The organism is Bacillus cereus group sp. BfR-BA-01453, assembly GCF_022662915.1.
In the GTDB taxonomy this organism is placed as follows: domain Bacteria; phylum Bacillota; class Bacilli; order Bacillales; family Bacillaceae_G; genus Bacillus_A; species Bacillus_A paranthracis.
Window position 1 is genome coordinate 113,881 of record NZ_JAKUEN010000006.1, and the last position, 16,674, is coordinate 130,554.

Below are 16,674 nucleotides of genomic sequence, written 5' to 3' on the forward strand. Positions count from 1 at the left end.
ATATTTCAAAAAGTTGTTGCGAATATGAAAGATGAGGAGTACAATAATTTTGAAATATCATAAGTGAAATATTTCAAAAAATGAGGTGGAATTATGATTTCAGTTCAAAATGTTACAAAACAGTTTTCAAATGGAAAAGGTTTGTTTCATATTACATTTGATGTAAAAGAAGGAGAAGTATTCGGTTACTTAGGACCAAATGGTGCAGGGAAATCCACAACGATTCGTAATTTAATGGGATTTATAAAACCGACAGCTGGAAAATCTTCCATTTTCGGATTAGATTGTTGGAATGATGCCGCGAAGATTCAAAGGGAAGTTGGTTATTTACCAGGAGAAATTTCTTTTATTGACGGAATGAATGGATTAGAATTTTTAAAGTTAATGCAAGGAATGCGTGGTTTAAAGGATACGAAAAAACGAGATGAATTAATAGAACGTCTACAATTCGATGTGAAAACACCAATTCGAAAAATGTCTAAAGGAATGAAGCAAAAAGTAGGGATTGTCGCTGCATTTATGCATGATCCAGAAGTGTTAATTTTGGATGAACCGACTTCAGGACTCGATCCACTTATGCAGCAAGTATTTATAGATTTAATAGTAGAGGAAAAGCAAAGAGGGAAAACAATTCTTATGTCGTCGCATATTTTTACTGAAATTGAACGTACATGTGACCGAGTAGCGATTATTAAAGATGGTCGCCTTGTAACGGTTGAAAATATTCATGATTTACAAAGTATAAGACGACAAGTGATAGATGTAACCGTATCATCAGAGGAAGAGATTGAATCTCTCGCGCAATGTAATTTGCAATTTGAAGCGGTAAAAGGCAGAGAGGCATCTATCATTGTACAAGGAAACTATCAAGCTGTTTTACAAATACTTTCAAACTATAATGTAACGGCACTTCAAACGAGAGCGATGGATTTAGAACATTTATTTATGCATTATTACGATAAGAAAGAAGGGATAACGCATGAATAAGCAATTGTTTTTAGCTAGTTTGAAAGAAACACAAAAAAGTATTTTGAGTTATGCGTCTGGTGCGGCTTTATATTTGTGGTTATTAATTTGGATATTCCCGTCAATGGTATCAGCGAAAGGGCTAAATGAATTAATAGCTGCCATGCCTGATAGTGTGAAAAAAACCGTTGGTATGGAAAGTCCGATTCAAAACGTAATGGATTTTTTAGCTGGTGAATACTATAGTCTATTGTTTATTATCATTTTAACAATTTTTTGCGTAACAGTTGCGACACATTTAATTGCTCGTCATGTAGATAAAGGAGCGATGGCATACTTGCTGGCAACGCCTGTATCTAGAGTACGAATTGCAATCACGCAAGCGTCTATTCTTATATTGGGACTACTAATTATTGTAGCTGTTACGTATGTAGCGGGTATAGTAGGTGCAGAATGGTTTTTAGAAGATAATAATTTAAATAAAGAATTATTCCTGAAGATAAATATAGTCGGAGGGCTCATATTTTTAGTCGTTAGTGCTTATTCATTTTTCTTTTCTTGTATATGTAATGACGAAAGAAAAGCACTAAGTTATTCAGCGAGTTTAACTATCTTATTTTTCGTATTAGATATGGTAGGGAAGTTAAGTGATAAGTTAGAATGGATGAAAAACCTATCATTATTTACGCTGTTTCGTCCGAAAGAAATTGCTGAAGGAACGTATAATATATGGCCGGTAAGTATAGGTTTAACTGCTGGAGCGCTTTGTATTTTTATCGTAGCGGTTGTAGTGTTTAAGAAGAGGGATTTACCGTTATAAAGTAGAAAGTCCACTGAGAAAGTGGGCTTTTTTTATTTGTAAATTTAAACTAGTATGTTTATTGCATACTTATAAAGGATATTTATCTTTTTAATTACAAAAATATTCAAAAAAAGTGAACCTTTTTCTAGGCTCATCCGTCTAATACATGTAAAGTTAAATTTGAAGTGAGGATGAAACAGGAGGAGCAATTGTGAAAGTAATCCCTTTATATAAAATGATTGTAAAAGAAGAAACCGATGTTTCTTTAGCGAAAAAAGGTGATCATGAAGCGTTTATGGCGCTTATACATACGGAAAAAATGAAGATGTATCGCATTGCAAAGGCTATGTTACGTGATGAGACAAATATAGAGGATGCGATACAAACAACAATTTTAAAAGCCTATGAAAATATAAAAAAATTAAAGAAAGAAGAGTTTTTTCAAACTTGGTTAATTCGAATTTTAATGAATGAATGTAATAACATTATTAGAACGTATAAAAAGATAATTGTGACAGAAGAGAATGATTACAATATGAGTGCGTGCGATCAGTATGAAGATATAGATTTGTGTAATGCGATTCAATCGTTACATGAAGAGTTAAGAGCTGTTACGGTGCTTTATTATTATGAAGATATGAATCAAGAGAGTATAGCAAAGCTTTTAGAAGTACCAAAAGGAACAGTGAAATCGAGATTGGCACGTGCGAGGGAACAACTACAGAAACGATTAAAGATGGAATAGGGGGTGCAAAGGATGGATGATGAAAAATTATTTGATGAGAAATTAAAAAAGAGAATAAACGAAGAGAATGTAATAGTGCCGCCAGAGTTAAATGAAAAGATTAATCGTACACTACATAATCTTCCGGTAAAAAAGAAAGGTTACAGAGTTTATATGATGGTTATAAGTGCTGCTGTCCTAGTGCTCTCAATTGTGTCTATGTCGGAGTTTTCTGATCAAATTTTTGCTCAAAACGGCGGAGTGTTTGAATATGTAAAGAAAAAGGCATTTTCTGATTATGAAAATGAAGAGGAAATAAAATCAAATGTAAATTATCCAGATAAGGAAAAGATTCATGAAAAGATGCTAGATTCCATTGATCATTTTAATAATATTTCAGGACAATTTGAGGAATATTCTAGTTCGTCAAGAATTGCTACAACATACAAATATGCGATTGATACGGAGCAACAAAGAGGAATCTCTTCAAAAGAAGACAAGCTAACGAAAAAACGAACCATTATATATAACGAGGGCAAGAAAAAAGAATTTGATGATGAGAAGTATACGTACAAAGAAACAAAATGGAGCCCGAAAGAAAGAAACTATGAACTATTAAAATTAAATCCTACGGGAAGGTTATTGAGAAAATCAGGTGAGAAAAAAAGATATGATGATGAATATGTGGGATTCGCGAAGTATAGTATTCAATCCGAATTTGCTGATCTATTAATTCGATATAAAGATTGGAATTATAAAGAAACGAAGTATCTTGGGCTTGATTGCTACAAAATAGAAGGGACAATAAATATAGAAATGCCTGTAAGTACATCTGAAGATTTAAGAGGGAAGTTTGAAATGGTTGTAGAGAAAAATACAGGGATTATGCTAAAATTCCTTAGTTTCCACGAAGGTATGATTCAATATTCGATTACAACAGAATGGATACAAATAAACAATGGATTGAAAGAGAATACATTTCAAAAGGATAGCGCTAAGTATGAAAAATTGAAAAATATATTAGATGAATAGAAAACGGAGGGAACGATATGGAGAATACCTCTTCTTCAAGAGAGAAGAAAAATAAACGAAAATATAAGAAGACAATGATAATCAGTGTACTGTTAGTAGTATTACTATTTGGCGGAGTTGGATATGGTACTTATATATATATGAAAACTTCTAATCTCGTACAAAAATCTAGTTTGAATTTAGCACGTGGTGAAAAATCGAATTTACGTGAGGAAACTGTAAAACCGATTACGAATAATGTTTCACTTTTAATTATGGGAATTGATGAAAATCAAGAACGACAAAAGGAGTATAATGGTGCATTTCATACAGATGCACTACTGTTAGCTACTTTTAATAAAGATGATAAGACTGTGAAATTAACGAGTATACCACGTGATACATACACATATGTTCCGGTTGAAAAGAAAAAAGATAAAATAACGCATGCATATGGAAGTGGTTTCGTTAAAAATGGTAAAGATGGAGGACCGCAAGCTTCAGTGGAAGCGGTAGAAAAGTTATTACAAGTGCCTGTTGATTATTTTGTAAAGTTTAATTTTAATTCATTTACTAAAATTGTTGATGGGTTAGATGGGATTGAAGTAGATGTCCCAGTTGAATTTACGGAGCAAAATAGTAAAGATGAACCTGAGGCGATTCATTTGAAAAAAGGACTACAAAAATTAACAGGGGAAGAAGCACTTGCCTTAGCAAGAACGCGTCATATTGATAGTGATGCAATGAGAGGGCAGCGCCAACAACTTGTTATGGAAGCGGTTTTAAGTAAATTAAAAAGTGTAGGATCGATTACGAAGCTAGAAAAAATAGTCGAGGCGGTTGAAGGTGATTTTAAAACAAATTTAGCAATGGATGATATTTTATCTTTTTATAAATACGGTTTAAATTGTTCGATTGAAAAAATTCAATTAGCAGGTGATGATTTATACTTACCTAATGGTCCAAATGGGCAACGTGTATATTATTATAATCCTAATAAAAAAGATTTGCAGAGTTTGAGTAATATGCTTAGAACACATTTAGGATTAAGTGAAAAACAGATTGAGGAGAATTAAAGCAGACGTAATGTCTGCTTTTTTATTATGTTAAATAGTATGTCGTTTATATATAAATGTTATATACTATTTTCAAATTTAAGATAATAGTGTAACATAAAATTGTGGTTTAAGTGAAATAACAGGGGGGCTATTACATAGAATATATCATTAGCAATTATTGAAATAGTATGGGAGAAATGAAAGAAACAGGGGAGTATCAAAAATGAGAATCATAAAGAATTTAACATTTCAAGTTATTGTGGCCATTATTTGTGGTATTGCAGTAGGGGCAATTTGGCCGAGTGTTGGACAAGAGATGAAGCCAATTGGTGAAACGTTCATCAATATGATTAAAATGGTTATTGCACCGATTATCTTTTTAACAATTGTGCTTGGTATTGCAAGTATGGGAAGTATGAAAAAGGTAGGTCGTGTTGGTGGGAAGGCATTATTATATTTTGAAATTGTTACAACTGCGGCTTTAATTATTGGTATCATCGTAGCGAATGTTGTACGTCCCGGAGATGGATTAGATCCCTCAAAGCTAAAGGGCGGAGATGTTTCACAATATGTACAAAGCGGGCAAGAAATGAAGTGGGTGGATTTCTTTTTACATATTGTGCCGTCTAACATGTTTGAAGCATTTGCAAAAGGTGATATTTTACAAGTGTTATTTTTCTCTATTTTATTTGGCGCAGGGTTAACGATGTTAGGGAAAAATGGACAGCCGGTAATCGACTTTTTTGAAAGATTATCGAAAGTATTTTTTAACATTTTATCAATTGTAATGAAATTAGCACCGGTTGGAGCATTCGGTGGAATGGCATTTACAATTGGAAAATATGGTTTAAGTACACTTATTCCACTTGGTAAATTAATGATTTGTGTATATGCAACAATGGCATTATTTGTTTTTATTGTTTTAAATTTCATTTGTAAATTTTATAAATTTAGTTTGTGGAAATATTTAGCGCATATTAAAGAAGAATTACTTATTGTTCTTGGGACATCATCATCAGAATCAGTATTACCGCGAATGATGACAAAGATGGAAGACTTCGGATGTTCGAAGCCGGTAGTAGGTTTAGTCATTCCGACGGGGTACTCTTTTAATTTAGATGGAACAACAATTTATTTATCGATGGCCACTATATTTTTAGCACAAGTCTTTCACGTCGATCTTTCACTAGGTCAACAATTAACGATAATAGCTATTTTGTTAGTTACATCTAAAGGAGCAGCCGCAGTAACAGGTGGAGGCTTTATTGTACTAGCGTCTACTTTATCTGCGATGAATGTTATTCCATTAGAAGGGTTAGCGCTATTACTTGGTGTAGATCGTTTCATGTCAGAAGCACGTGCTATCGTTAATTTAATTGGTAACGGTATTGCGACTGTAGTTGTTGCAAAAAGTGAAAATGAATTTGATGAAGAGAAGTATACGAGAGTAATAGAGGAAATGAAAAAAGAGAAAATGGCCGGATAAAAAGTCAGCTTTGCTGACTTTTTTATTTTTGTAGAAAAGAGGTTTGTTATGATATACATTATTTATTAACAATAATTTACAGGTGATTTATAGTGGAGGGATATAAAGACTATTAAATCAATACTTAAGATTCAATGAGGTATAGTGTTTCGAAAGATTATAGGATTTTTATAAATATTACTGTAAAAAAATAATTTTTTAAAAATTTTCAATAATAACACTTTACAAAACTCAAAAAATTAGTAGAATAATAGTTAATAAGAATCTTCTGATAAATATATAAAGAAAAACAGAATTATCAGAAAATTCTTAAATGAGAGCGTTAAGAATTAGGGAGGGTACAGAAAGTGAAAAAGAAAAAAATGAAAAAACTAACAGCAGTTGTAGCACCAGTTTTAGCAATGAGTATGGCATTAACAGCATGTTCTACATCAGGTGGAGATAAGAAGACAAGCACAAATTCTAGCTCTGGCGGAGATAGCAAATCAGAAGAAAAATTAGCAGCGAAACAAGTGTTCAATAAAACAGAAAATCAGGAAATTCCAACAATGGATACGTCGAAGAGTACAGATACTTTGGGCTCTCAAATTTTAGGGAACACAATGGAAGGCTTATACCGTTTAGATAAAGAGAATAAACCAATCCCAGCTGCGGCAGAATCAAGCACGAAGAGTGAGGATGGTAAAAAATATACATTTAAATTACGTAAAGATGCAAAATGGTCAAATGGTGATCCTGTAACAGCGAAAGATTTCGTATTTGCATGGCAACGTTTGTTAGATCCAAAAACAGCTGCTGAGTATGCATTCATTGCATTCCCAATTAAAAATGCAGAAGCTGTTAATAAAGGGGAAAAACCTGTAACAGAACTAGGAGTTAAAGCAGTAGATGACCTTACTTTAGAAGTTGAATTAGAACAAGCAGTACCATACTTCTTAAACTTAGTAGCATTCCCATCATACTATCCATTAAATGAGAAATTCGTAAAAGAAAAAGGGGATAAATACGGTTTAGAATCTGATACAACTGTATATAACGGACCGTTCGTTCTTACTGATTGGAAGCATGAGCAAGGCTGGAAACTGAAGAAGAATGATCAATATTGGGATAAAAAGACTGTAAAATTAGATGAAATTAACTATAGTGTTGTAAAAGAGCCAGCAACTAATGTGAATTTATATGATAGTGGTCAAATTGATTTCTCCTTATTAACAGGTGAATTTGTTGACAAATATAGAAATAATAAAGAGGAATATGGGGTGTATAACGAACCAAGTACGTTCTTTATACGTTTAAACCAAAAACGTGGTGGACAAGATACACCATTAAAGAGTAAAAAATTACGTGAAGCAATTGCGCTATCAATTGATAAAAAGAATTTAACAAATGTTATTTTAAATGATGGGTCAAAACCTGCAGATTATTTAGTGCCGAAAGGATTAGCAGCTGGACCTGATGGGAAAGACTTCCAAGAAACATTTAAAAACGGTGTTAAACCAGATGCGAAAAAAGCAGCTGCTGCATGGGAAGAAGCGAAAAAAGAACTTGGAAAAGATCAAGTTACAATTGAGTTTTTAAACTATGATACTGGTAATGCGAAAAAAGTTGGGGAATATGTAAAAGATCAAATTGAGAAAAATTTAAAAGGTGTAACAGTAAATATTAAACTGCAACCGTTTAAACAAAAACTTAAATTAGAATCAGATCAAGATTATGATATTTCATATGGTGGATGGAGCCCAGATTATGCGGATCCAATGACATATTTAGATATGTTTGAAAGTAAGCACTCTCATAACCAAATGAGTTTCTCTGATCAGAAATATGATGAAATAATTAAAAAAGCTGGTGGGGAATTAATGAGTGATGCGAAGAAACGCTGGGAGGAACTAGGGAAAGCAGAGAAATTACTTCTTGAAGAAGATGTAGCCCTTGTACCTTTATATCAAAGTGCTAGATCTTATGTTATGAAACCACATGTAAAAGGTGTTGTTAAGCATAATATTAGCCCAGAATACAGCTATAAGTGGGCATATGTTACTGAAAAATAATAGAGTTGAAAAAGTACTTCAAAGCAGTCTACATGCCTTGAAGTACTTTTTTTGTTGTACAATTGAACGTGAAAATGAAAGAGTAGAGAAGAAATGAAATGTAGTAGATGGAGGATACGTGTAGTATGGTCATAGAAAATAGAATGTTACTATCGCTAAGTAAAATAAATTTTCTAAATATTTTAAAAATAACTTTACAAAACTAGAAAAATTAGTAGAATATTAATTAATAAGAATTTTCTGATAACTAGTTATTAGAAAATCTCTCAAAATGAGTTTCGTACATATAATTGGGGAGGGTACAAAAATGAAGAAAAAGATGAAGAAGTTCACGGCAGTTGTAGCGCCAGTTTTAGCGATGAGTGTGGCGTTGACAGCTTGTTCTGGATCTGGTGGGGAGAAGAAATCAACTACGACGTCTAGTGGTGGTGGGGAAGAGAAAAAGTCTGAAATTAAATACGCAGCAAAACAAGTGTTAAATCGTACAGAGAATCAAGAGATTCCGACGATGGATGTTTCAAAATCTACCGATACATTAGGTTCTCAAATTTTAGGGAACACGATGGAAGGTTTATATCGATTAGATAAAGATAATAAGCCGATCCCAGCTGCAGCAGAATCTAGTACGAAAAGCGAGGATGGCAAAAAATATACATTTAAACTACGTAAAGATGCCAAATGGTCAAACGGTGATCCAGTAACAGCGAAAGATTTCGTATACGCATGGCAGCGCTTACTTGATAAAAATACAGCGGCAGAATATGCGTTTATCGCTTACTATATTAAAAACGCAGAGGCAATTAATAAAGGTGAAAAGCCACTAACAGATTTAGGGGCAAAAGCGGTAGATGATTATACGCTAGAAGTAGAATTAGAAAAACCAGTGCCGTATTTCTTGAATTTAATGGCATTCCCATCGTACTATCCTTTAAATGAAAAGTTCGTAAAAGAAAAAGGAGATAAGTTCGGTTTAGAAGCAGATACAACGTTGTATAACGGACCGTTCGTTATGGCTTCATGGAAACATGAACAAGGATGGCAGCTAAAGAAAAATGATAAGTACTGGGATAATAAAACTGTGAAATTAGAAGAAATTAACTATAGTGTAGTAAAAGAAGTTGCGACGAAAGTAAACTTATATGATACAGGATCGATTGATTTCACGCTATTATCAGGGGAGTTCGTTGATAAATATAAATCGAATAAAGAAGAGTATGGTGAATATTCAGAAGCAAGTACATTCTTCTTACGTTTAAATCAAAAACGTAATGGACAAGATACACCGTTAAAGAGTAAAAAACTACGTGAAGCAATCGCATTATCAATTGATAAAAAAGGTTTAGCAAACGTTATTTTAAATAACGGTTCAAAAGCAACAGATCAATTAGTACCAAAAGGGCTTGCGACAGGACCAGACGGTAAAGATTACCAAGATACCTTTAAAAATGGTCTGAAATATGATCCGAAAAAAGGTGCAGCAGCTTGGGAAGCAGCTAAAAAAGAACTTGGAAAAGATCAAGTGACAATTGAATTACTAAGCTATGATGATGGAACAGCGAAAAAAATTGCTGACTATTTTAAAGATCAAATTGAGAAAAACTTAAAAGGTGTAACGGTTAATACGAAAATTCAGCCGTTCAAACAAAAATTAAAATTAGAATCAGCACAAGATTATGAAATTTCATTTGCTGGTTGGAGCCCAGATTATTCGGATCCAATGACATTTATTGATATGTTCGAATCGAAGAGCCCATATAACCAAATGAGTTATTCGAATCCGAAATATGATGAAATGGTGAAAAAAGCAGGTAATGAGTTAATGTCTGATGCGAAGAAACGTTGGGAAACGTTAGGTAAAGCAGAAAAATTATTACTTGAAGAAGATGCAGGGATGGTACCTTTATATCAAACAGGTAGAGCATATGTAATGAAACCGAATGTAAAAGGTATTGTGAAACATAACATTAGTCCAGAGTATAGCTTTAAGTGGGCTTATGTAACGGAAGGTAAATAATAAAAAGAAAAATGAGCGTTTAAAAAATATATTATTTATTTTTTTAGACGCTCTTTTACTATTCAATTAAATTTAAATAAATAGAGAAGAATAAGAAAAGTGGTACTTACATATAGTAGATGTGGGAGAATTCGTATAGTAATAGTTATTATGGTTGTTAGATTAATTATTCGGAATATTCATAAAACACTTTACAAATCAGGATAAATTAGTAGAATGATAATTAGTAAGAATTTTCTGAAAATAAACGAAAGAAAGTCTCTCGAAGTTAGTTTCGTACATATAATTGGGGAGGGTACAAAAATGAAGAAAAAGATGAAAAAGTTCACAGCAGTTGTAGCACCAGTTTTAGCAATGAGTATGGCTTTAACAGCATGTTCTTCTGGATCTGGTGGGGAGAAGAAACCGACTACAACGTCTAATAATGGTGGGGAAGAGAAGAAATCTGATATTAAATATGCGGCAAAGCAAGTGCTAAATCGTACAGAAACGAATGAAATTCCGACGATGGATACTTCCAAAAATACAGATACACTTGGATCACAAATTTTAGGAAATACAATGGAAGGTTTATATCGCTTGGATAAAGATAATAAGCCAATCCCAGCTGTAGCGGAATCTAGCACAAAAAGCGAGGATGGCAAAAAATATACATTTAAATTACGGAAAGATGCAAAATGGTCAAACGGTGATCCTGTAACAGCGAAAGATTTCGTATTTGCATGGCAACGGCTAGTAGATCCAAAAACAGCTGCTGAGTATGCATTTATTGCTTACTATCTTAAAAATGCAGAAGCGATTAATCAAGGGAAAGCAGAAGTTTCTACATTAGGTGTAAAAGCGGTAGATGATTATACGCTTGAAGTAGAACTAGAAAGACCAGTACCATATTTCTTGAACTTAATGGCATTTGCGTCATACTATCCATTAAATGAAAAGTTCGTAAAAGAAAAAGGAAATAAATTCGGTTTAGAGTCTGATACAACACTTTATAATGGTCCATTTGTGCTTACTGATTGGAAGCATGAGCAAGGCTGGAAATTAAAGAAAAATGAGCAGTACTGGGACAAAAAGACTGTAAAACTAGATGAAATCAACTATAGTGTAGTAAAAGAACCAGCTACTAGAGTAAATTTATATGATACAGGTGCAATTGATTTCGCACTATTATCAGGTGAATTTGTTGATAAGTATAGAAACAATAAAGAAGAGTTTGGGGCCTATTCGGAAACAAGTACGTTTTACTTACGTCTAAATCAAAAACGTGGTGGGCAAGATACACCGTTAAAGAGCAAAAAACTACGTGAAGCAATTGCATTATCTATTGATAAGAAAGCTTTAACGAATGTTATTTTAAATGATGGTTCAAAACCAGTGGATTACTTAGTACCAAAAGGTTTAGCGAGTGGACCTGACGGTAAAGATTTTGCAGAAACGTTCAAGAATGGTTTAAAACAAGACTCCAAAAAGGCAGCAGCAGCATGGGAAGAAGCGAAAAAAGAACTTGGAAAAGATCAAGTCACGATTGAACTGTTAAATTATGATACTGGTAATGCGAAAAAAGTTGGGGAGTATGTAAAAGATCAAGTTGAAAAGAATTTAAAAGGTGTGACAGTAAATATTAAGCTACAACCATTTAAGCAAAAACTAAAATTAGAATCAGACCAAGATTATGATTTTTCATATGGTGGCTGGAATCCAGATTATGCGGATCCAATGACATATCTTGATATGTTTGAAACAAAAAATTCGCAGAACCAGATGAGTTACTCAAATTCAAAATATGACGATATCATTAATAAGAGTAAGACAGAATGGATGGCTGATGCAAAAAAACGTTGGACAGAGTTAGGGAAGGCAGAGAAATTGTTACTTGAGGATGATGTAGCGCTTGTGCCTTTATATCAAAGTGCTAAATCTTATGTGATGAAACCAAATGTAAAGGGAATTGTGAAACATAATATTAGTCCGGAATATAGCTTCAAATGGGCATATATTGAAGAGAAATAAAAAAGATAAAAGCATTTTCAAGTTGCGGTATAGCACTTGGAAATGCTTTTTTACGTGCACGATTTATTGATGGGTGAATATATGTATTATAGAAAATTTAAAGGAGAATCCCATGAAACGAAACACATACATCGATTTCCTAGCTTATTACGGAATAGGGAGTGCTCATCCTGGTGGTTTTACGTTAACAAAACAATTGTTAGCACAACTCCCTTTTAGACATGGAGCGAATGTTCTTGAGATAGGTTGCGGTACGGGGAAAACTGCAGCATATATGGCAAAAAATTTTGGATATAAAGTAACAGCGGTGGAAAAGAATGAAATTATGATTCAAAAGGCGAAAGATAGATGGTCTTTCGAGGGAATAGATATTCAATTAATTGAAGGAAGTGTAGAGCAATTACCTTGTTTGCATGAATCATTTGAGTTCGTACTCGGAGAATCTATAATCGCTTTTACAGAAAAAGAAAAGGTTATTTCAGAGTGCTATCGTGTATTACAGAAAGACGGTAAGCTTGTTGTCATTGAAATGATTATTGATAGGCACATTGATAAGGGTGAGGAAGAGAAAATCGCTCAATTATACGGGATGAAAGAGCTATTAACTGAGAGTGAGTGGGTACAATTATTTCAGAAAGCAAATTTTAAGCGGGTTACTATTGCTGGCGGTGGTACAATTGCAGAAACGATCTCTGCTTATATAGAAGAGCCAGAATGGAATGTATCACAATTTATTCCGAATGAGTTATATGAGGCATGGGTGCAACATGAAAATGTACGACTTATGTATCAATATATTTTAGGTCATCGTATTTTTATATGTGAAAAATAAAGAAAAAGAGTTGGCTAAAGATAGTCAACTCTTTACTTATGTTAAATGAAAAATAATGCAGCTAATGTAATTCCGAAGATGAAACCAAATCCGAGTTCAACACCCCAGCCACAACCGCCGCCTCCCCAGCCACCGCAACCGCAACTACTGCAACCACGACCGCCACATCCACAGCCGCTGAATCCACCACCACAACCAAATCCGCAACTATCACATCTGCTAAGGCCGCCGCAAAGGTCGCAACCACCGTTTGCATATGCGTCATAGTATCCAAAACCTGTATCAAAAGATGAGCGCTGTTGCACCGGTTCAATCCATACAGAGCTTTGTGTCACATCGATTATTTTACCTAAATGTATACGGCCATCACGGTCTTCAATCCGAACAACTTTTCCGAAGTAACGTCGGCATGTATCATAACATTTTTGTCTATGCATATTCATTCCTCCTTCCCCATTACAGTAATACGATATGTAAGGGGGACAAGTGCGGCTTGTACGAATGCCCTAACTATCATAATTGTTATAGGAAAGGGGAAATATAGGAAGAGGATATATAAGGAGGGAAAAGCATGAAATCGACAGATCAGTTTCAGACATACGAAGTACCGTGGGAAGAGTTTATTGCAGCATTGCGAGAGGAAATGAAGAAGCAAGTAGGGGCAGATATTGTTGATACAGTAGTTTGCAATTTAGAAGATGGCTTTGAAGTGTATACATATGTGCAAGGGGACTTGGATTTTGAATATAAGGAAGCGCTAGAAAGGAAATATGGGAGTGATGCAAAAACTCCTAACGTGTTAACAATTATGTTATTAGCTAATATTTATAGTACAAGTGAGGAGAATATACGCTTGCATGCGGATCATAAAGATAATCCGATTGTTGAAGTGTATGTGAAGAAATGAAACACGCTGTGAAAGGCGTGTTTTTTATTTGTATGATAAAATGTTAGAAAATTAAGAAAGAAGGTGATGGGTTGAGAATTAAACATCTTAATTTAACAGTTGCAGATGTAGTAGCTGCGAGAGAGTTTTTAGAAAAGTATTTTGGCTTAACTTGTAGCGGAACAAGGGGAAATGGCTTTGCAGTTATGCGCGATAATGATGGATTTATATTAACGTTAATGAAAGGGAAAGACGTACATTATCCAAAAACATTTCATGTAGGATTTCCACAAGAAAGTGAAGAACAAGTAAATAAGATAAATCAAAGATTGAAGGAAGATGGATTTTTGGTTGAGGCTCCTAAACGTGCACATGCGTATACGTTTTACGTGGAAGCACCTGGTGGATTTACAATAGAAGTGATGTGTTAAGTCAAAAATCAAACTTTTTGTTATGTGTTTTTAAAATAAAAAGTAGGAAAAGTCTGTTTTAAGTGTAGAGCTTAAACAGGCTTTTTTACTTATAGTATCGGATAGAAAACGCTAGAAGGAATCATATTCAGTTTTTATAACTGTTTACATAATAAAGTTATGTTATGTTCGTTGTCCTAAAATACAAGTCATATATCTTGTATCCTCTCATAAATTTAAACATAGGAATTTGTCTACAAAGGTGGCGAAGCCTCATCATGAAAATTCGAATTTGTGCCACATTCATGTTGTTTCTATTAATATGGTTACATCCTTTTTGGACTTTTGCAAAAGGAGAGGAGGCAAAGGAAAGGGTCGTTTCACTTGTATATGATGATTCGGGCAGCATGAGAAATAACGATCGCTGGAAATATGCCAATTACGCTTTGCAAAGTTTAGTTGCGCTATTAGATGAAAAAGATACATTTTCTTACGTTCCAATGAGCAAGCCAAATGATCCATTAAACATTTCGTTAACGAAGGATAAGAGACAAACGGAAATTGAGGGAATTGGAGCATGGAAAACGTATTTAAATACTCCGTTTAGCGCAGTAGAAACGGCGATGCAATCTATAAAAAAGGAAGCCGATATAGATGGGAAACGTGAATTTTGGCTTATTGTGTTAACTGACGGGGCATTTAATGATTTAGAGAAAGATAAGGTTGGCGGAAAAGAACGAATTTTGCAGAAGCTAGCGCAGTTTAAGAAAGAAATGGATGTAAAAAAGATATCATTACATCCGGTTTTAATTACGATGGAAGAGGATTTAGGACAGCAAGAAAAGGTACAACTAAATACGTTTAAAGAAATATGGAAGAAAGAGATAAATGGAGTTACGATGCCATCTAGTGGAGAGGATGGTATTGTAAAAAGCGTCAATCAAGTGGCAGCATTAGTTGCAAATCGTGATCCGTTCTCTTCAGTTGAATCGATTGTAAAAACGAAAGTAGTAGGAAAAAAAGTAGAGATTACAACACCATTTCCGTTAAAACGTATGACGCTTGTACGACAATCGCCTTCTTTGTCTAATTATCAGGTCACACAAATTTCTAAACCGTTACAATTACAATCTTCTTATTCCATACATGCACCAGGAGAAGCGAAATTATTCGGAAATATAGTTCATATCAGTACGGAAAATGAGGAAGTTATTAAACCAGGAACGTATACGATAGAGGTGGACCAGGATATTGAGAAAGAAGGATTACAAGTGCTAGTTGAACCGGCGCTTAACTATACGGTTTCTACTTATGACAAAGAGGATAGTAGTCAAAAAAATGTGGAAGAAATGTACGAAGGTGTTACTGCTGTTATTGAAGCGAAGCCTACGGAATTACCAATTCAATCTTCATATTTTCAGGCAGAAATAGAAATAGACGGAAAACAGTACCCGATGAAGTGGGACGATAAAAAACATGTGTTTTACTACGAAATGAAGATTGATAAAGGTTTAGTACGCGGGAAAGTTCATATGAACATAAAGGGGTTTTACAGACAGACGAAAGAATTTAAAATCGAAACAACGAAAAAGCCTAAATTATCACTTCAAACTGTCACGAAAGATTATGAAGAAAAAGTAACAAATTTAGAGAATAGTAAACCATTTATTATACAACCACAGTTAGATGATAAGCCGATGACAGAAGAGGCTGTAAAAAAACTATTAAAATCTACTGGTGTCACATCTAAACAATCAATCAACTATGAAATAAAACAGCATGGTAATCAAATTTACATTTATCCTCGACCGCATTACTCCGACACATTCAATTTTACAGATACCGGCACCGTAGAAGCTACCATCGTAGTGCAGGATTCAAAATTACCAAAAGTAAAGAAAGATATAACACTCCATATTCAAAATGCGCCGTTTTATGAAAAGTATGCGCTTATTTTTAAGTTTGTTATTCCTATCACTTTATTACTGTTAATAGTAGGAATAATCGTTTTAGGATGGATTGTCCGTCCAAGATTTCACCGGAAAGCATTATTGTATTACGAATGGGATCAAGAGGTAGCGAAAGATTGGTTATATCAATCTGAGCCAGAGTTACTCAAAAATAAATGGTGGAAACATTATTTTGGTATTCCGTATAGAGCAGAAAGAAAGACTGTGCAATCCGTTACGTTTATAGCAAAGAAAGGATCGAAATCGATATTTGTAGCGAAAGAGTCACAAGTAGTAGGAATGATTATTGATGGGATGTTTATAACAGAAGATGAGGTTGGAATGGAACATAAGACACTATATCCAAATGAACTTTTAGTAATTGATAGAGGATATGGTAAGGAGATTTACAAATACGAGTGTGAATAGTAGATGGGGAAAAGAGGAGAGTATTATTTTTCCCTCCTTTTTTCAA

Annotated in this window: 14 protein-coding genes; 13 read left to right on the plus strand and 1 reads right to left on the minus strand. The window is 34.0% G+C overall.

Translation table 11 applies throughout. The features are described from left to right. The first annotated feature begins 93 nt into the window (after window positions 1–93). The 10 genes from MR070_RS14500 (at window position 94) to MR070_RS14545 (ending at window position 12,954) form a co-directional block, all read left to right on the plus strand. Window positions 94–987 (plus strand): ABC transporter ATP-binding protein, encoded by an 894-nt coding sequence (locus MR070_RS14500; protein ID WP_242261516.1) that lies wholly within the window; start codon window positions 94–96, stop codon window positions 985–987. Then, complete coding sequence (locus MR070_RS14505; RefSeq protein WP_242261517.1) at window positions 980–1,786, plus strand: ABC transporter permease subunit; 807 nt, start codon at window positions 980–982, stop codon at window positions 1,784–1,786. The genes MR070_RS14500 and MR070_RS14505 overlap by 8 nt, the downstream gene beginning before the upstream one ends. A 193-nt stretch (window positions 1,787–1,979) precedes the next feature. Continuing rightward, window positions 1,980–2,513 (plus strand): sigma-70 family RNA polymerase sigma factor, encoded by a 534-nt coding sequence (locus MR070_RS14510; RefSeq protein WP_044793395.1) that lies wholly within the window; start codon window positions 1,980–1,982, stop codon window positions 2,511–2,513. Between the two features lie 12 nt (window positions 2,514–2,525). Further along, window positions 2,526–3,524: an anti-sigma factor gene (locus MR070_RS14515; protein WP_242261518.1), complete on the plus strand. Its 999-nt coding sequence runs from the start codon at window positions 2,526–2,528 to the stop codon at window positions 3,522–3,524. Window positions 3,525–3,541: 17 nt separating this feature from the next. Beyond that, a complete protein-coding gene (locus MR070_RS14520; protein ID WP_070806666.1) occupies window positions 3,542–4,579 on the plus strand; it encodes an LCP family protein in 1,038 nt (345 codons plus the stop codon). Between the two features lie 205 nt (window positions 4,580–4,784). Further along, window positions 4,785–6,047, plus strand: coding sequence for a dicarboxylate/amino acid:cation symporter (locus tag MR070_RS14525; protein ID WP_001220191.1), 1,263 nt, complete (start codon window positions 4,785–4,787; stop codon window positions 6,045–6,047). A 347-nt stretch (window positions 6,048–6,394) separates the two neighbouring features. Then, window positions 6,395–8,098, plus strand: a complete 1,704-nt coding sequence (locus tag MR070_RS14530) for a peptide ABC transporter substrate-binding protein (protein ID WP_000727510.1) — start codon at window positions 6,395–6,397, stop codon at window positions 8,096–8,098. 307 nt (window positions 8,099–8,405) lie between these two features. Then, window positions 8,406–10,112, plus strand: coding sequence for a peptide ABC transporter substrate-binding protein (locus tag MR070_RS14535; RefSeq protein ID WP_070806664.1), 1,707 nt, complete (start codon window positions 8,406–8,408; stop codon window positions 10,110–10,112). A 303-nt stretch (window positions 10,113–10,415) separates the two neighbouring features. Beyond that, entirely contained in the window at window positions 10,416–12,122 is a 1,707-nt protein-coding gene (locus MR070_RS14540) for a peptide ABC transporter substrate-binding protein (RefSeq protein ID WP_242261519.1), read from the plus strand. A gap of 112 nt (window positions 12,123–12,234) precedes the next feature. After that, complete coding sequence (locus MR070_RS14545) at window positions 12,235–12,954, plus strand: class I SAM-dependent methyltransferase (protein ID WP_242261520.1); 720 nt, start codon at window positions 12,235–12,237, stop codon at window positions 12,952–12,954. Between the two features lie 41 nt (window positions 12,955–12,995). Here the strand turns inward: MR070_RS14545 and MR070_RS14550 are convergent, their stop codons facing one another. Then, on the minus strand, window positions 12,996–13,391 hold the full coding sequence (locus MR070_RS14550; protein ID WP_242261521.1) for a hypothetical protein: 396 nt from the start codon (window positions 13,389–13,391) through the stop codon (window positions 12,996–12,998). 134 nt (window positions 13,392–13,525) lie between these two features. Here MR070_RS14550 and MR070_RS14555 point away from each other — a divergent pair, with 134 nt between their 5' ends. The 3 genes from MR070_RS14555 (at window position 13,526) to MR070_RS14565 (ending at window position 16,628) form a co-directional block, all read left to right on the plus strand. Then, the gene (locus tag MR070_RS14555; protein ID WP_242261522.1) at window positions 13,526–13,861 is read left to right on the plus strand and encodes a hypothetical protein; all 336 of its coding nucleotides are present in this window, start codon (window positions 13,526–13,528) and stop codon (window positions 13,859–13,861) included. Between the two features lie 71 nt (window positions 13,862–13,932). Further along, a complete protein-coding gene (locus tag MR070_RS14560) occupies window positions 13,933–14,271 on the plus strand; it encodes a VOC family protein (protein WP_242261523.1) in 339 nt (112 codons plus the stop codon). Between the two features lie 257 nt (window positions 14,272–14,528). Then, entirely contained in the window at window positions 14,529–16,628 is a 2,100-nt protein-coding gene (locus MR070_RS14565; protein WP_242261524.1) for a vWA domain-containing protein, read from the plus strand. Window positions 16,629–16,674 lie beyond the last annotated feature (46 nt).

What these genes read in the sequence shown, in the direction of transcription:
- MR070_RS14550 (WP_242261521.1), bottom strand. Translation starts at nt 13,391, where the DNA reads ATGCATAGACAAAAATGTTATGATACATGCCGACGTTACTTCGGAAAA.
- MR070_RS14515 (WP_242261518.1), top strand. Translation starts at nt 2,526, where the DNA reads ATGGATGATGAAAAATTATTTGATGAGAAATTAAAAAAGAGAATAAAC.
- MR070_RS14505 (WP_242261517.1), top strand. Translation starts at nt 980, where the DNA reads ATGAATAAGCAATTGTTTTTAGCTAGTTTGAAAGAAACACAAAAAAGT.
- MR070_RS14555 (WP_242261522.1), top strand. Translation starts at nt 13,526, where the DNA reads ATGAAATCGACAGATCAGTTTCAGACATACGAAGTACCGTGGGAAGAG.
- MR070_RS14520 (WP_070806666.1), top strand. Translation starts at nt 3,542, where the DNA reads ATGGAGAATACCTCTTCTTCAAGAGAGAAGAAAAATAAACGAAAATAT.
- MR070_RS14545 (WP_242261520.1), top strand. Translation starts at nt 12,235, where the DNA reads ATGAAACGAAACACATACATCGATTTCCTAGCTTATTACGGAATAGGG.
- MR070_RS14500 (WP_242261516.1), top strand. Translation starts at nt 94, where the DNA reads ATGATTTCAGTTCAAAATGTTACAAAACAGTTTTCAAATGGAAAAGGT.
- MR070_RS14525 (WP_001220191.1), top strand. Translation starts at nt 4,785, where the DNA reads ATGAGAATCATAAAGAATTTAACATTTCAAGTTATTGTGGCCATTATT.
- MR070_RS14535 (WP_070806664.1), top strand. Translation starts at nt 8,406, where the DNA reads ATGAAGAAAAAGATGAAGAAGTTCACGGCAGTTGTAGCGCCAGTTTTA.
- MR070_RS14540 (WP_242261519.1), top strand. Translation starts at nt 10,416, where the DNA reads ATGAAGAAAAAGATGAAAAAGTTCACAGCAGTTGTAGCACCAGTTTTA.
- MR070_RS14565 (WP_242261524.1), top strand. Translation starts at nt 14,529, where the DNA reads ATGAAAATTCGAATTTGTGCCACATTCATGTTGTTTCTATTAATATGG.